The sequence below is a fragment of the uncultured Amnibacterium sp. genome (genome assembly GCF_964245895.1).
Taxonomy (GTDB): domain Bacteria; phylum Actinomycetota; class Actinomycetes; order Actinomycetales; family Microbacteriaceae; genus Amnibacterium.
In genome coordinates this window covers 23,246-39,029 of the sequence record NZ_CAXTOQ010000004.1, presented here as the reverse complement: position 1 = coordinate 39,029, position 15,784 = coordinate 23,246, and the positions used below count along the sequence as shown (strand labels likewise).

General features: G+C 73.2%; 15 protein-coding genes. 9 read left to right on the top strand and 6 right to left on the bottom strand.

The window, feature by feature from the left end; all coding sequences use genetic code 11:
* Positions 1–4: 4 nt before the first annotated feature.
* From ACFE60_RS01485 to ACFE60_RS01475, 3 genes are read right to left on the bottom strand one after another with little or no spacing between them, the layout of a single operon-like run.
* Positions 5–1,309 (bottom strand): ABC transporter substrate-binding protein, encoded by a 1,305-nt coding sequence (locus ACFE60_RS01485; protein WP_375387062.1) that lies wholly within the window; start codon positions 1,307–1,309, stop codon positions 5–7.
* A 49-nt stretch (positions 1,310–1,358) separates the two neighbouring features.
* On the bottom strand, positions 1,359–2,171 hold the full coding sequence (locus ACFE60_RS01480) for an ABC transporter ATP-binding protein (protein ID WP_375387061.1): 813 nt from the start codon (positions 2,169–2,171) through the stop codon (positions 1,359–1,361).
* Entirely contained in the window at positions 2,161–2,913 is a 753-nt protein-coding gene (locus ACFE60_RS01475) for an ABC transporter ATP-binding protein (protein WP_375387060.1), read from the bottom strand. Before ACFE60_RS01475 ends, ACFE60_RS01480 begins: the two co-directional genes overlap by 11 nt.
* 297 nt (positions 2,914–3,210) lie before the next feature.
* Between ACFE60_RS01475 and ACFE60_RS01470 the strand changes: the two genes are divergently transcribed.
* Positions 3,211–5,010, top strand: a complete 1,800-nt coding sequence (locus ACFE60_RS01470) for an APC family permease (protein WP_375387059.1) — start codon at positions 3,211–3,213, stop codon at positions 5,008–5,010.
* 61 nt (positions 5,011–5,071) lie between these two features.
* Here the strand turns inward: ACFE60_RS01470 and ACFE60_RS01465 are convergent, their stop codons facing one another.
* Entirely contained in the window at positions 5,072–6,088 is a 1,017-nt protein-coding gene (locus ACFE60_RS01465) for a VOC family protein (protein ID WP_375387058.1), read from the bottom strand.
* A 226-nt stretch (positions 6,089–6,314) separates the two neighbouring features.
* On the opposite strand from ACFE60_RS01465, the gene ACFE60_RS01460 reads away from it, so the two are divergent.
* Genes ACFE60_RS01460 through ACFE60_RS01440 form a run of 5 tightly spaced genes read left to right on the top strand, consistent with a single transcriptional unit; the run spans position 6,315 to position 11,475 of the window.
* Positions 6,315–7,292, top strand: coding sequence for a fumarylacetoacetate hydrolase family protein (locus tag ACFE60_RS01460; RefSeq protein WP_375387057.1), 978 nt, complete (start codon positions 6,315–6,317; stop codon positions 7,290–7,292).
* Positions 7,289–8,284, top strand: coding sequence for a cyclase family protein (locus ACFE60_RS01455; RefSeq protein ID WP_375387056.1), 996 nt, complete (start codon positions 7,289–7,291; stop codon positions 8,282–8,284). The genes ACFE60_RS01460 and ACFE60_RS01455 overlap by 4 nt, the downstream gene beginning before the upstream one ends.
* Before the next feature lie 25 nt (positions 8,285–8,309).
* A complete protein-coding gene (locus ACFE60_RS01450) occupies positions 8,310–9,452 on the top strand; it encodes an FAD-dependent monooxygenase (protein ID WP_375387055.1) in 1,143 nt (380 codons plus the stop codon).
* Positions 9,449–10,471: an amidohydrolase family protein gene (locus tag ACFE60_RS01445; RefSeq protein WP_375387054.1), complete on the top strand. Its 1,023-nt coding sequence runs from the start codon at positions 9,449–9,451 to the stop codon at positions 10,469–10,471. The genes ACFE60_RS01450 and ACFE60_RS01445 overlap by 4 nt, the downstream gene beginning before the upstream one ends.
* Positions 10,471–11,475, top strand: coding sequence for a fumarylacetoacetate hydrolase family protein (locus tag ACFE60_RS01440; protein WP_375387053.1), 1,005 nt, complete (start codon positions 10,471–10,473; stop codon positions 11,473–11,475). The genes ACFE60_RS01445 and ACFE60_RS01440 overlap by 1 nt, the downstream gene beginning before the upstream one ends.
* Positions 11,476–11,586: 111 nt before the next feature.
* Here the strand turns inward: ACFE60_RS01440 and ACFE60_RS01435 are convergent, their stop codons facing one another.
* Entirely contained in the window at positions 11,587–12,504 is a 918-nt protein-coding gene (locus ACFE60_RS01435) for a LysR family transcriptional regulator (RefSeq protein ID WP_375387052.1), read from the bottom strand.
* Position 12,505: 1 nt separating this feature from the next.
* Positions 12,506–13,303 (bottom strand): SDR family NAD(P)-dependent oxidoreductase, encoded by a 798-nt coding sequence (locus ACFE60_RS01430; protein WP_375387051.1) that lies wholly within the window; start codon positions 13,301–13,303, stop codon positions 12,506–12,508.
* 245 nt (positions 13,304–13,548) lie between these two features.
* On the opposite strand from ACFE60_RS01430, the gene ACFE60_RS01425 reads away from it, so the two are divergent.
* The 3 genes from ACFE60_RS01425 to ACFE60_RS01415 all read left to right on the top strand — a co-directional run bounded on the left by ACFE60_RS01425 (position 13,549) and on the right by ACFE60_RS01415 (position 15,772).
* Positions 13,549–13,893, top strand: coding sequence for a hypothetical protein (locus ACFE60_RS01425; RefSeq protein WP_375387050.1), 345 nt, complete (start codon positions 13,549–13,551; stop codon positions 13,891–13,893).
* Between the two features lie 139 nt (positions 13,894–14,032).
* Positions 14,033–14,419 carry a nuclear transport factor 2 family protein gene (locus ACFE60_RS01420; protein WP_375387049.1) on the top strand — a complete coding sequence of 129 codons (387 nt, stop codon included), beginning with the start codon at positions 14,033–14,035 and terminating at the stop codon, positions 14,417–14,419.
* Between the two features lie 96 nt (positions 14,420–14,515).
* Positions 14,516–15,772 (top strand): FAD-dependent oxidoreductase, encoded by a 1,257-nt coding sequence (locus ACFE60_RS01415; RefSeq protein WP_375387048.1) that lies wholly within the window; start codon positions 14,516–14,518, stop codon positions 15,770–15,772.
* The last annotated feature ends 12 nt before the right edge of the window (positions 15,773–15,784 follow it).

The following is a 15,784-nucleotide window of genomic DNA, read 5'->3' as shown; positions in this document are numbered from 1 at the left end:
CCGCTCAGCCGGCGGCGGGCACGTAGTACGACCCGGCGGTGGTCCACTCCTTGGCGACGACGATCTTCCCGCCCTTCAGCTGGCGGATCTGCTCGTTCGCGTTGCACACCGCGGACGCGCCGAGGATCTGCTTGCCGTCGCACGTGTACGGGTGGCCCATGAAGTTCGGCTTGTCCGACCCGTCGCGGAACGCGGCGAGGATCGACGCGGTGGTGAGCTTCGCCGGGTCCTCCTTGCCGAGCACGTTCGAGATGTTCATCATCGACTGGAAGCCGATCGTGGCGAGGGAGTCGAGCGCGATGTCGGCCGGGGCGTACTTCTTCAGCGCCGCGCGGTACAGCGCCGCCTCGTCGCCGGAGTCGCCCGGGTCGAGCACCGGGGAGGCGAAGTACAGCCCCTCCGCGCCGCCGTTGGCCCCCTGGACCGCCTTCGGCGAGGTGCAGGTGTCGACGCCGGCCAGCTTGCCGGTGTAGCCGAGCTGCTTGAGCGACGACAGCACGTTCGGGCAGGCGGCGGGCGCCGCGACGTACACGAGGTCGGGCTGGGCCGAGGTCACCGTGGCGACCGCGGAGGAGACGTCGGAGGCGGTCGGCGGGATCGGGATCTTCGTGATCTTGGTCACGCCGGCGCGCTGCAGGGTCGGCACGATGACGCCGAGGCCGCTCGCGGTGCCCTGCGTGTCGGAGGTGTAGACGACCGCCGCGCTCTTCACGCCGAGGTCCTTCGTCAGGTACACGCTCGCGGCCGCATTGTCGCCCGTCGAGATGCTGGAGAAGATCGCCGCGTCCTTGTAGTTCTGCTCGACCGGCGTGAAGGCGATGCCGCCCAGGTAGGCGAGGCCCTGCCGCTCGTACACGGCGACGGCGCCGGGCGACCCGGTGTCCGCAGCGCCGAGGATCGCGAGGGGCTTCGAGTCGAGCACCTGGTTGGCGCATCGGGCCGACGTCGCGGGCGTGCCGTCGGTCGCGCACTTGACGAGCTTGATCGGGTGCCCGCCGATGCCGCCGCGGTAGTCGTTGATGTAGTCGGCCGCGGCCTGCTCGGCGAGGAACACCTCCGGGAAGGTGACGGGACCGGATTCGAGGTTCAGCACCCCGAACGTGACGGGGGTGCCGGAGGCCTTGTTCGGTGCGCCGAGCACGGCGGAGTCGTCGGAGGCGGCGCCGCTGCTGCGGCCGCCTCCGCTGGTCGACGTGGTACCGGGGGTGGCGGAGGAGCAGCCGGTGAGGGCCAGGGCGAGACCGGCCACGGCGGCGACCGCTGCCGATGCGCGCGATCGGGCGGGGTGGGATCGGTTCAGGTGGGACATGCGAACTCCTTCGTCTGCTGTGTCGTGCGGGGGGTTGGTGCGGTGGTGCTCAGGGGGTGGTGCCGGGGGGTGGGGTGTCGGGCGGCGCGATGCGGACCTCGTCGGCGAGGCCGGCCGACTCGACGAGCTGCTCGGCGGCGTCCGCGTCGCCGAAGTAGGAGGCCGCGATCAGGGAGGCGTCGCGGCGCAGGTCGGCGGCGTCCCCCTCCACCCGCAGCCGGCCGTGCGCGAGCACGTAGGCGCGGTCGACGACCTCGAGCGCGAGGTGCACGTGCTGCTCGACGACGAGCACGGCGGTGCCGAGCGCGGCGATGTCCCGCAGCACCGGCAGCAGGCGCTGCACGACGACGGGCGCGAGGCCCAGGCTCATCTCGTCGACGACGAGCAGCCGCGGCTGCCCGGCCAGCGCCCGGCCGACGGCGAGCATCTGCTGCTCCCCGCCGGACAGGTTCCCCGCCTTCCGGCCGAGGCACTTCTTCAGCTCGGGCAGCAGGTCGAGCACCTGCGCCTCCCGCTCCTTCGCCTTGCTCGTCGCGGCGACGCGCAGGTTCTCGCGGGTGGTCAGGTCGGCGAAGATCGCACGGTCCTCGGGCACGAGGGCGACGCCGCGGCGCGCGAGCGCGTGCGCGGTCCTGCCGGCGGTACTCGCGCCGCCGACCGTGATCGTGCCGGACAGCGGCTTCAGCAGGCCCGCGATCGTGCGCAGCGTGGTGGTCTTGCCGGCGCCGTTGGCACCGAGCAGCGCGACGACCTCGCCCTTCCGGACCGTCAGGCTCAGGTCGCGCACGACGGGCAGCCCGTGGTAGCCGGCGACCAGGTCGACGACCTCGAGCACCGGTTCGGCGGCGGCCTCAGGCGGCATGACCGCTCCCCAGGTAGGCCTCGATGACCCGCGGGTCGTTGCGGACCTCGGTCGGGGTGCCGCTGGCGATCACCGAGCCGAAGTCGAGCACGGCGATGCGGTCGCAGACGCCGAGCACGAGCTCCATGTCGTGGTCGACCAGCAGGACGCCGACGCCGTTCCGCGGCAGGGAGCGGAGGCGCTCGCCGAACGCGACGCTCTCCTCGGTGTCGAGCCCGGCAGCCGGCTCGTCGAGCAGGACCAGCTTCGGCCGCATGGCGAGCGCGCGGGCGACGCCGGCCAGCTCCCGCCGCCCGTGGCTCAGCTCCGCCGGGTAGCGCTGCAGGTCGTCCTCGATCCCGCACAGGGCGGCGGCCCAGGCGACGTCCTCGAGCCCGCGGGGCTTGGACGGCAGCACGAGGTCGCGGAACAGGTCAGCGATCCGCGGGCGGTCGGCCCCGAGGCGCAGGTTCTCCTCGACGGTGAGGTCGCCGAACAGCTCGACCGACTGGAAGGTCCGCGCGAGCCCGCGGCGGCTCACCCGGTAGGGCGGCAGCCCGTCGATCGGGTCGCCGGCGAGACGGACGGAGCCGGTGCGCTTGATCCCGCCGGTGAGCGCGTCGATGAAGGACGACTTGCCGGCGCCGTTCGGGCCGATCAGGCCGACGATCTCGCCGTCGTCGACGGTGAGCGACACGTCGTCGACCGCGACCACGGCGCCGTACGTCACCCGCAGCCGCTCCACATCGAGAAGCCGTGCCACCGCGCCTCCTTGCGCCGCCCGCCGAGACTTTCGTCAAGCGAAAGTTGCTTTTGCAGATCGCCTCCACGCTAAGCCGTCGCCCGGAGGGGTGTCAACAGCGCAAGGTCACCATCCGGTCACCGTGCACCCAGCGCCGCGGAGTCGAAGCGCGTCGCGCGGTACTCGTCACCATCGCGCGGTAGGTCCACCTACCGCGCGGAGGTGGGGCTACCGCGCGGAGGCGCCGCGGCGGCGTGCGGCGTATGGATGTCGTCAAGAGCCGGCCCGCCCGCGCCCCCGCGGTGTGAGGATCCAGCGGTGACCACCGCACCCGGCCGGCGCGTGCATCGGGAGCCGAAGGGTGACGCGCAGAAGCTCACCGCGGTCACCGGGCTCGCCGCCCTCTCCCTCGACGCGCTGTCGAGCGTCGCCTACGGCCCGGAGGCGATCGTGCTCGCGCTCGTCGCGGCCGGGTCGGCGGCGACCTCCGCCACGCTGCCGATCACGATCGCGATCGCCGTGCTGCTGCTGGTGCTCGTGCTGTCGTACCGGCAGGTGATCGCGGTGCACCCGAACGGCGGCGGCGCGTACTCGGTCGCCAAGGCGGACCTGTCGCGGCCGGTCGCGCTGCTCGCGGCCGCGAGCCTCGTCGTCGACTACGTGCTGACCGTCGCGGTCAGCCTCGCCGCGGGCGCCGCGAGCCTCGCCTCCGTCTTCCCCGCGCTCGGCGGGTACCTGCTGCCCATCACCCTCGGCGGCCTGGTCCTGCTCGCGACCATCAACCTGATCGGGCTGGTGGAGTCCGCCGTCACCGTGATGATCCCGACGATCGTCTTCGTGCTCGCCGTCGGCGCGGCCGCGATCGTGGCGATCGTGAACCCGGGCGGCGCCCCCATCGGGCAGGACCTCGGCGCGATCCAGGGGACGGAGGCGCTGGGGGTCGTCCTCGTGCTGAAGGCGTTCGCGGCGGGCTGCTCCGCGCTCACCGGGGTGGAGGCGATCGCGAACGGGGTGCCCGCGTTCCGCACCCCGGCGGTCCAGCGGGCGAAGCGGACCGAGCTGTCCCTCGGCCTCCTGCTGGGCGTCCTGCTGATCCTGATCGCGGTCGCGATCAGCGTGCACCACCTGGTGCCGCGCGGCGGCGTCACGATCCTGGCGCAGGTGACCGCGATCGCGTTCGGCACCGGGTGGCCGTTCTTCGTGACGAACATCGCGGTCACGCTCGTGCTGCTGTTCGCGGCGAACACCAGCTTCGCGGGGCTGCCCGTGCTGATGAACCTGCTCGCCCGCGACCACCGCCTGCCCCACCTGTTCACGCTGCGCAGCGAGAAGCCGGTGTACCGGGTCGGCGTCGTCGCGCTCGCGATCCTCGCAGCGGTGCTGCTCGTCGTGCTCGACGCGGACACGAACCGCCTGCTGCCGCTCTTCGCGATCGGCGTGTTCATCGGCTTCACGATCAGCCAGGTCGGGCTGGTGCGGCACTGGTTCCGCACGCGCGAGCCGGGCTGGCGGCCTCGCGCCGCCCTCAACGCGTTCGGCGCGCTGCTGACGGCGCTCGCCGCCGTCGTCTTCCTCGTGAGCAAGTTCACCGAGGGCGCGTGGGTCCTGCTGCTGATCCTGCCGGCGCTGATCCTGCTGCTCGGCGGGGTCGAGCGGTACTACGCCGCCGTCGGCAGGCAGCTGGGTCTCGGCACGGCGCTGCCGAAGCCGCGCGACGTCGCCGACGACCCGCTGGTGCTGATCCCGGTGTCCGACGTCAGCGCGCGCACCGCGCTCGCGCTGCAGACCGCGATGCGGCTGGGCGGGCGCCTGGAGGCGGTCGCGGTCGACAACGAGCCCGGCTCCGCCAAGCGCCTGTCGGCGGCCTGGAAGGCGTGGGACTGCGGCGTGCCGCTGACGGTCCTCCCGAGCCCGCACCGCAGCCTCGTCACGCCCCTCGTCGCCTACGTCCGGGCGCAGGTGCGCGAGGGCGCGGACGTCACCGTGCTGCTCGCGGAGGTCGAGCCGCGGCACCGGTGGCAGGAGGTCTTCCACAACCAGCGCGGCACCGTGCTCGCGGCCGTGCTGCGGGCCCAGACGGACGCCGTCATCGCGACGGTGCCGTTCCGCCTCCGCTGATCCCCCGTGCTTCGTTTCGTAGGTCTGTCAGACCTACGAAACGAGACACGGGCAGGGAGAGTCAGCCGCGGCCCTGCTCGGCGTAGGGGTTGAGCAGCTGCTCCTTCAGCTCGTCCGGGACGCCCTCCTCCGTGGCCGTCGGCGCGTCGGCGGGCGGGAACGACTCGGTCATCGACATCGGCATGGCGCCGTTGCGGTAGAAGTTGTTCGACCCCTGCGACGGCTTCCAGGTCTGCGGCTCCCAGTCGGGCACGTAGTTGCGGTACCCGCCCGTGTTCATCTCGATGCGCAGCGTCGACGGCTCGCGGAAGTAGAGGAAGTTCTGCTCGCCGATGCCGTGGATGGAGGGGCCGTACTCCATCGGCACCCCGTTCTCGATCAGCACGTCGGCCGCCTGGAACAGGTCCTCGCGCTGGTCGACCCAGAACGCGTAGTGGTTGATGCGACCGCCGCGGGTGGACATGTCGAGCACGACGCCGAGGTCGTGGGACTTCTCGTTCGTGGTCAGCACCGTGAAGACCGAGATCGGCGCCTCGTCGAGGACGGTCCTGGCCATGATCCGGAAGCCGAGGACCTCGTTGTACCAGGCCGCGAAGCCGTCCACGTCGGACGCGGCGATGGTGACGTGGTCCAGCTGGCGCGGGGCGCCGATGTGGCGGCTGCGGCGGGCGGGACGGTCCGGGTAGACGGAGGCCTGGTCGCCGGTCGCGTGGAAGTGCTCCGCGTCCCAGTGCAGCGTCATCACGTGCCCGAAGGGGCCGGTGAACGTGTAGGCGCGGCCGACAGCGGGCAGCTCGGCCCACTCGCCCGCGATCCCCTTCGCCTCGATCGCCTGCACGGCGGCCTCGAGCGCCTCGGCGCTGGAGGTGCGCCACGCCATGGTCGCGAGCGCGGGCTCGCTGCCCGGCTTCACGACGACCGAGTAGCGGTAGTAGTCGCCCCAGCAGCGCAGGTAGACGTCGTCGCCGATGCGGTCGACGACGGTGAGGCCGACCTGGTCCTCGTAGAACTTCACGGACGCCTCCACGTCCGGCGCGGTGATCGCGACGAACGAGAGGTGGGAGAGCAGCTTGATCATCTTCGATCCTTCCGGGCCGCCGGTGCGGGCACCGGTCCAGCGTGCGCGAGGCCGGCGTATCAGGGAAGACGAGATCAGCGATCCTCTGTATCCGTGCTGCTGATACCACCGCTCATGCACCGGATCAGCAGAACTGATAGCGGTCATAGGCATCCTCATCTGGACTGATCCGCCTCGGCCTTGCAGGCTGGGCATGGCCAGAGCCGGCGGACCCTTGGAGGCGACGATGCCCATCGACCACGACGTGCTGCCGGCGTTCGCGCTGGTCCGCTTCCGCCGGACGCCCGGCGCCGCGGCGGAGCCGGGGGTCCTCGCGGGCGGCCTCGTCCACCCGCTCGACCTCGCCGCCGTCGGTGCCGAGTCGCTGAACGACGTGTTCGCGCGCTGGGACGAGCTCGAAGCCGGGGTCCGCGAGGCCGCGACCACCTCCGCCGGCCTCCCGCTCGAGGACGTGGTGCTCGCCGCCCCCGTCGAGCCGCGCCAGCTGCTGCAGACCGGCGCGAACTACCGCACGCACGTGATCGACCTCGAGGTCGGTCACCTGGCGAAGGACGACCCGCGACCGGTGGAGGAGGTGCGCGCCGCGGCGGCGGCGATGATGGACGACCGGGCGGCGCACGGCGAGCCCTACTTCTTCATCGGCCTGCCCGCGACGGTGGTCGGCCAGGACGAGGACCTGGTCCTCCCCGCCTCCAGCGCCGCGCACGACTGGGAGCTCGAGCTCGCCGTCGTCGTCGGCCGCCCGGCGTTCCGCGTCCTCCGCGAGGACGCGATGGCGCACGTGTGGGGCTGGACGATCGTGAACGACATCACGACCCGCGACCGCGTGTTCCGCCGGGACATGCCCGCGATCGGCACCGACTGGTACCGCGGCAAGAACTCCCCCGGCTTCAACCCGACCGGCCCGTTCGCCGTGCCCAGGAGCGACGCGCCCGCGCCGGAGGCGTTCTCGGTCCGTCTCGACGTGAACGGCGAGACCATGCAGGACGCGGGCACGAGCGATCTGCTGTTCGACGTGCCCGCGCTGATCGCCTCCGCGTCCCAGACGCTGCCCCTGCTGCCCGGCGACCTGCTGCTCACCGGCAGCCCGGCCGGGAACGGGCAGGCCCGCGGGATCTTCCTGCGCCCCGGCGACCGGATGACCGGATCGATCAGCGGGCTCGGCACGCAGCGCGTGACCTGCGTCGCGGAGGAGGCACGATGACCGACGGACCCACCACCGACCCGGCCGCGCTCGACCGCGCCGATCCCGCCGGCGAGATCGCGCGGGCGGCCGGCGCCTACCGCAACTGGGGCCGGTGGGGCGAGGACGACCGCCTCGGCACCGCGAACCTGATCACCGACGCCGACCGGGCCGCGGCCGCGGGCCTGGTCCGCCGCGGCCGGGCGTTCAGCCTGTCGCAGCGGTTCGACGGCGACGGGCCGCAGAACGGGTGGCGGCGCCGCACGAACCCGGTGCACACCATGCTCGACACCGGGCTCGACGCCGAGTTCGGCGACCAGGGCTTCCCGCACGGCCTCGGCGGCGCGGACGACGTGGTCGCGATGCCGCTGCAGGCGTCCACGCAGTGGGACGGCCTCGGCCACATCTTCGACCGCGGCAAGGCCTGGAACGGCCGCCCGGCCGGCACCGTCGTGACGAGCGAGGGCGACCAGGTCACCGGCATCGAGCACATGGCCGCCGTGCTCACGGGGCGCGGCGTGCTGCTCGACGTCGGCGGCCACCTGGGCGATGGGGGCGAGCTGCCGGACGGCTTCGCCATCACGGCCGAGCAGCTCGACGCGACGATCGCCGCGCAGGGCGCCACTGCGCAGGTGCGGCGGGGCGACCTGGTCCTGGTTCGGACCGGGCGGCTCACGCGCGCCCGGCGGGAGGGCTGGCAGGCGTACGCGGGCGGCCCGAGCGCCGGCCTGTCCTTCACCACCGCCGGCTGGCTGCACGAGCACGACGTCGCCGCCGTCGCGACCGACACCTGGGGCTTCGAGGTGCGGCCGAACGAGTTCGACGTCGCGTTCCAGCCGCTGCACCAGATCGCGATCCCGAACATGGGACTCACGATCGGCGAGCTGTGGGACCTCGACGAGCTCGCCGCGGACTGCGCTGCGGACGGCGTGTGGGAGTTCCTGCTCGTCGCCGCCCCGATCCCGTTCACTGGCGCCGTCGGCGCACCCGTGAACCCCATCGCCCTCAAGTGATCGCCCGCGTGCGAAGGAGCATCGAATGACCGCAGTCCGATCCGTCGGCATCGTCGGCACCGGCTTCGCCGGCGCCGCGGCCGCCATCCTGCTCGCCGAGGCCGGCGTGCAGGTCGAGCTGTTCGACGCGAAGGAGGACGTCGGCGCCCTCGGCTCCGGCATCACCATCCAGGGCAACGCGTGCCGCGCGCTCGTGCGGCTCGGGGTGTGGGATGAGGTGCAGCGGCGCTCGTACCCGTTCGAGGAGCTGGGGCTGCGCGCGCCCGACCCGCAGGGCACCGTGATCGCGGTGCTGCCCGACGTGAAGACGGGAGGCCCCGACCTGCCGGCGACGATCGGCATGTACCGGCCCGACCTCGCGCGCATCCTCGTGGAGCGGGCGGAGGCGGTCGGCGCGCGGATCCGCTGGGGCGCCCGCGTCGAGGGGCTCGTGCAGCAGGGCGACGAGGTCGAGCTGACGTGGCACGACGCCGACGGGCTGCATCGGGAGCACTTCGACCTGGTGATCGGCGCCGACGGGCTGCACTCCACCGTCCGGGCGCTGCTCGGCATCGACGTGCAGCCGCGTCGGAACGGCATGGGCATCTGGCGCGCATTCGTGCCCCGCCCCGCCGAGGTCACGCGGACCGACCTCGTCTACGGCGGCCCCTCCTACATCGCCGGGTACTGCCCGACGAGCGAGGACCACATCTACGCGTACCTCGTGGAGGACGCGCAGGACCGCTCCACGCTGTCGCCTGCGGAGCAGGTCGCCACGATGCGCCGGCTCGCCGAGTCGTACCACGGGCCCTGGGACGAGATCCGCGAGTCCCTGGGCGACGACTCCCGCGTCAACTACACCTGGTTCACCGAGCACCTGATCGACGGGCCGTGGAACCGCGGCCGAGTCGTCGTGATCGGCGACGCCGCCCACAGCTGCCCGCCGACCATCGCGCAGGGGGCCGCGATGTCCCTCGAGGACGCGCTCGTGCTCGCGGAGCTGCTGATCGACGCGGACGCGATCGACGACGCGCTCTGGCAGCGCTTCACCGAGCGGCGCCTGCCGCGGGCGAGGACGATCGTGGAGGCGTCGAAGCAGCTGGCGAACTGGCTGCTCGCGCACGACCGGGACGCCGACGTGCCCGGGCTGATGCACCGCGTCACCGCGGTCGTAGGGCTGCCGGCATGAGCGCCGCGGACCGGCCCGTCGTCGACGTGCACGCCCACGTGCTCCTCCCGGCGCTGCAGGCGCTCGTCGCCGAGCGCGACCCCGAGGGGTTCGCGGCAGCGCAGGCGCTCGACCTGCGCCGGCAGGGTGCGGAGTCGACCGCGGTCGCCGGGGCGATGATCCGGGAGCGCTTCCCACGGTTGACCCAGGTGTCCCGTCGGCTCGCCGACATGAACGCGACCGGGGTCGACGTGCAGGTGGTCTCGCCGTCCCCGTCGCACTACTACGCGTGGGCGGATCGGGCACTCGCGACGGACGTCGCGCACGCCGCGAACCGCGCGGTCGCCGAGCTCGTCGCGCAGGCGCCCGATCGGCTCGTCGGCCTCGGGCTCGTCGCCCTGCAGCACCCCGACCTCTGCGCCGAGCTGCTCGACGACGCGCTGGCCCAGGGGCTCGCGGGGGTCGAGATCTCCTCGTTCGCGCCCGGGGTCGAGCTCTCGGACGAACGTCTCGAGCCGTTCTGGGCCCGTGCCGCCGAGACCGGAGCGCTCGTCTTCCTGCACCCGTTCGGCTGCAGCCTCGACGAGCGCCTCGACCGGTTCTTCCTGTCGAACACCGTCTCGCAGCCGGCGGAGAACGCGGTGGCGCTGTCGCACCTCATCTTCAGCGGCGTGCTCGATCGGCACCCCGATCTGAGGGTCCTCGCGGCGCACGGCGGCGGCTACCTGCCCACGGCGATCGGTCGCAGCGACCATGCCTGGCACGCCCGGCCGGACGCGCACACCTGCGCCGAACCGCCGTCGTCCTACCTCCGCAGGCTCTGGTTCGACTCGCTGACCCACTCCCCCGTGCAGCTGCGCGCGCTGATCGACGCCGCGGGCGCCGATCGCGTGCTGCTCGGCTCCGACTACCCGTTCGACATGGGCACAGAGGACCCGGTCGCGGCCGTCCAGGAGGCGGACCTCGAGGACGCGGTGTCCGAGGCCGTGCTGCGGGGCAACGCCGCTGCCCTCCTCCCGGCACCGGCGGGAGCCCGCTGATGCGACTCGCGCGATGGCTGCAGGACGGCCAGGAGCGGGACGGCGTCGTCGTCGGCGACCGGCTCGTGGCGCTGCCGGACGGGCTCACCGTCCTGGACCTCGCGCAGCGCGGCCTCGACGCGGCGCTCGCGCTCGGCGAGCGCCTGGCGGCCGCGGTGCCGGCCGACGCGCCCGAGGTCGGGACCGTGCCGCTGCTCGCCCCGATCCGCCCGCCCTCCGTGCGGGACTTCGTCGCGTTCGAGGAGCACGTGGAGGGGGTCGTGCAGAGCGTCGACAACTCCGTCGGCGTGCACCCGCAGTGGTTCGAGGCGCCGACCTTCTACTTCACCAACCCGCACTCGCTGATCGGGTCGGGCGCCGTGGTGGTGCCGCCCGCGACGGAGCGCCTCGACTTCGAGCTGGAGGTCGGCGCCGTGATCGGCGGCGTCGAGGGCAGCGACGGCCGCTCCCTGTCCCCCGAGGACGCCCAGCGGCACCTGTTCGGCTTCACGGTGTTCAACGACTGGTCCGCGCGCGACGTGCAGAGCCGCGAGATGCAGGTGCGGCTCGGCCCCTGCAAGGGCAAGGACTTCGCGACGACGCTCGGGCCCTGGATCACGACCGCCGACGAGTTCGCCGACCGGTTCGACGCGGACGGCTTCCTCGACGTCGAGCTGGTCGTGGCCGTGAACGGCACCGAGATCGGGCGGGACACCCTCGCCGACATGGGGTGGCCGTTCCGCGACCTGATCGCGTACGCCTCCCGCAACGCGCGGGTCGTGCCCGGCGACGTGCTCGGGTCGGGGACCGCGGGCAGCGGCTGCCTGGCGGAGCTGTGGGGGCGGGCGGGCGACCTCGTCCCCCCGCCGCTGCAGCCCGGCGACGAGGTGACGATGACGGTGGAGCGCATCGGCACGATCACGAACACGGTCGGGGCGCCGGTCGACGTGCCGGCGATCCCGCGGGCGCGCAGCCGGCCGGGCTCCCCCGCCGCGCAGCGCCGGGCGGCCGCCTCGACAGCCTGACCCGCCGCCGGACCCGGCGCCCCGTCCAGGACGGAGCACGCCTGACCTTCTTCGTTGTGAAGGCGTTCTGGCATCGCTCCGCTCGCCAGAACGCCTTCAAAACGGAGGGGGTCAGGCGGGGCGGCGGCCGAACCGCAGGAACTGCTGCCGCATCCAGATGTGCGCCGGGTCGTCGGTGTGCATCGGATGCCACCACAGCGCGCCCGCCAGCCGCACGACGTCGAACGGCGGGCGCATCGCGCGCACGTCGCCCTTCGCGGTGATGCGGTCCGCGAGCTCCGCCTGCACCATCCCGATGCGGTTCGTGCCCACCAGGAAGTACGGCAGCGCGAGGAACCCCTCCACCACCGCGTCGATGTGCGGCTCCACGCCGATCATCTGCAGCTGCCGGCCGGCCGGGGTGAAGGCGCTGCGGCTCTGGTACGTGAACACCCACGGCAGCTCGCGCAGGTTGTCCATCGTCAGCCGGTCGCCGACCGCCGTGTTGTCCGCCGCGACGAGGCAGACCCACTCGTCGTCGTACACGTCGATGCAGGGCAGATCGCTCGCGAACCCGTGCGGCAGCAGCATCCCGTCGACGGTGCGCAGCGAGGTCATCGGGCTCTCGACGATCGGCGGCGTGTGGTGCATGAAGCGGAAGCGCACGCCGGGCGCGATCCCGCCGACCGCGGCGGACACCCGGCTGCCGACGGACGCGAACGCGTAGTCCGAGCCGTAGACGGTGAACTCGCGGGTCGCGGTCCCGGGGTCGAAGACGGCCTCGTTCGCGAACACCTTCCTCGCCGCGTCGAGCGCCGTCGCCGTCTGCTCCACCAGACGGCCGGCGAGCGGCGTCAACCGGTACGTGTTGCCCTCGCGCACCAGGATCTGGTCGTCGAAGTGCACGCGGAGGCGCGACAGGGAGGCGCTGAGCGCCGGCTGGCTGAGCCCGAGCCGCTCGGCCGCCTTCGACACGCTGCGCTCGGTGAGCAGCGCGTCCAGGGACACGAGCAGGTTCAGCTCGAGCCGTGCCATCGGGGTCCGCGCCATCTCAGGCCATCCTGGTCGCGTCGGCGATCGCCTTGTGCGACACGTGCGAGGTCAGGCCGCCGTCGATCGCGATCTCGGCGCCGTGCACGAACGACGCCTCGTCGCTGATCAGGTAGCCGACCAGGGCCGCGACCTCCTGCGGCGTGCCGGCCCGGCCGAGCGGCGTCTGGCCGACGGCAGCGTCCCGGAACGCGGGCGACGCGTCCGCCATGATCGGGGTCTCCACGAGGCCGGGGAAGATCGCGTTCACCCGGATCCCCTGCTCGCCCAGCTCGAGCGCGGCGGTGCGGCTGAGGCCCCGCAGCGCCCACTTGCTGGCGGTGTAGGGAGCGGCCGCGTGCCCCGACAGCGCGGCGATCGAGACGACGTTGACGATCGACGAGCCCGGGCCGAGCAGCGGGTGAAGCGCCTGGATGCCGAGCAGCGGGCCGGTCACGTTGACGTCGAGGGCCCGCCGCCACTCGGCGGGATCGACGTGGGGCAGCCGGCCCCTGGCGGCGATGCCCGCGTTGTTGACGAGGCCGTCGAGGTGCCCGTCGCGGTCCCGGACGGCGGCGGCGAGCGCGGCCCAGTCGCGCTCGCTCGAGACGTCGAGCGGGTGGAACGTGATGCGCGGGTGGCCGTCGGCGACCTCGCGCCCCTCGTCCTGCAGCAGGTCGGCGGCCCACACCGTCGCGCCCTCGCGGGCCAGCCACTCCGCCTCCGCGCGGCCCATGCCGCGGGCCGCACCGGTGACGACGACGACCTTGCCGGCGACCCGGCCGGCCGTCGCTGCGGCGGCCGTGACGTCCGCGCCCATCGTGCCTCCGGTCCGCTCGTCGTCGAGAGCCGGCGCGCACGGGAGGAGCCGCGGCCGGAGGGACCGACCGGTGCCGGTCGGCGCCATGCTAGCCGCTCGACCCCGCCGAGTCATCAGCGATCCGGGAGTCCATCTCGCGCTGCATCAGCTCCTTCGATAGCCCGTATCAGCCTCCCGGCCTTCCCGTCCGACCCCGCCGCTGCCACCATGCTGCTGCGCGACGGCGCGCGCCGACAGGGGCGTCGATGCCGGACCGCGCGGAGAGCGAGGCGCTCGTGTTCGAGCTGCGCACCTACACCCTGCGGGACCGCGCGTCGGCGGTGGCGTACGCGGGCACCCACTGGGCTCGGCACGTGCCGAGCCTGGCGACGTTCGGCATCACGACCCACGGCGTGTGGCTGGAGGCCGACGGCCGGCCCGTCGTCCGGGCGCTCGTCTCCTTCGCCGCGGGAGTCGATCCCGTCGTCGCCGGACGCGCCTTCATGGGCAGCGAGGCGTTCCGGGCCGACATGGCCGGGTTCCCGATGGGCGCCATCGAGCACGTCGACGCCGTCCTGCTGGAGGCCGCGCCCTCCTCGCCGCTCCGCTGACCGGGTCGGCGACACTCGACGCTCGTCGAGTGTTTTCGACACGTGTTGATTTTTGATCGACCACCCATCAGGATGACTGCACGACCGGTCGTGCGGACCGATCGGCCCACCGGATCAGGGCTGATCCCAGGAGGTACGCATGACCGATCCCGACGCGACCGAGCGCAACCGCGGCGTCATCGCGGAGTTCGCCCGGCTGATGTACGACGAGCGGCGCCCCGCGGACGCCTTCGAGCGGTTCGTCGCCCCCGACTACGTGCAGCACAACCCGGCGCTGCCGGACGGCAGCGCTGCGGCGGTCGCCTTCCTCACCCCGCTCTACACGGCCGAGGGCTCGACGTTCGAGGTGCAGCGCATCCTGGTGGACGGCGACCTCGCGGCCATCCACGTGCGCGCGCATCCGGCCGGGCGGCCGGTGCTCGCCGTCGCCGACCTCTACCGCCTCGAGGACGGCCGCATCGTGGAGCACTGGGACGCGATCCAGCCCGTGCCCGAGCAGTCGGCCAACGACCACCCGATGTTCTGAACGAACGCTGCCCAGCCGAACTCAGCCTGACCCCCGCCGCACCCGACCGGGCGCGACCCCGACCCGGGTGCCCCGCCGCACCGCCGAAGGAGCGTCATGTCCACGCCCGCCACCGAGCCCACCGCCTCCTCCCCGCGTCCCCTGCACGTCCTCATCGCGGGCGGCGGCCTCGGCGGGCTCGCGCTGGCGCAGGGCCTGATCGCCGACGGCCACACGGTCGAGGTGTTCGAGCGCGACGCGGACAGCCGCCGCCGGCAGGGCTACTACCTGACGATCAACGGGGACGGCGGGCAGGCGTTGCAGCGGCTGCTGCCTCCCGACCTGTTCGAGCTGTACCTGGACACCTCGCGGCGGCCGTACGAGACGCAGGCGTCGGTCGTGCGGAACCCCCGGCTGGAGGTGCTCGGCGCACGGCCGAGCATGGGGCCGCCGAACCTCGGCGAGCGCCGCCACACCGGGGTCGACCGCCGCACGCTGCGCCGCATCCTCGGCACGCGCATCGAGGAGCACGTGCGATGGGGCACGACCGCGGAGTCCTACGCGGAGGACGAGGACGGCGTGACCCTGACGCTCGGCGACGGCTCCACGGCGCACGGCGACCTGCTCGTGATCGCCGCCGGCATCCACTCCCGGCTGCGGGACCAGCGGCTGCCGGGTACCAGGGTCGTCTCGACCGCGATCACGGGCATCGACCTCTACGCCCGCGCGCCCTACACGCCGCAGCTGCTGGCGCAGATCCCGGACGAGCTGCACGACAGCATGCTGATCGTCGCCGGTCCGCACGGCACCCGGTGCCTGCTCGCCTCCTTCCGCCCCCGCCGGCCGATCGCCGAGGCGGGTGCGGCGGTGCCGGGCGCGGACCTCGAGCCGGTCGACGACTACATGATGGTCAGCTGCAGCGTGCTGCCGGAGACCGTGATCCCGCCCGCCGCCGAGTGGACCGAGCAGACCCGCGCGGACATCGTCGCGAGCATGGCGCAGGTGGTCGCGGAGTGGGACCCCGCCGTCCGGGCGATCGTCGAGGCGATCGATCCCGACAGCCTCTTCTCCATCGCGTTCAGCTACCTCGAGCCGGTGCAGGACTGGTCGCCCAGCCGGGTCACCGTGCTAGGCGACGCGGCCCACGGCATGCTGCCGACCCTCGGCATGGGCGCCAACTCGGCGATCCGCGACGCGTCGGTGCTGGCCGACCGGCTCGCCGAGGTCGCGGCGGGCCGGACGGGCATCGCGGAGGCGGTGGGCGCGTACGAGGCGGAGATGCGCGGGTTCGCGTACCCGCTGATCGCGATCACCGTGGACCACGACAACGTGTTCGGCGGCGGCGCGCTCGCCCGCACCGACGTGAGCGCCTGACCGGCGCACGAC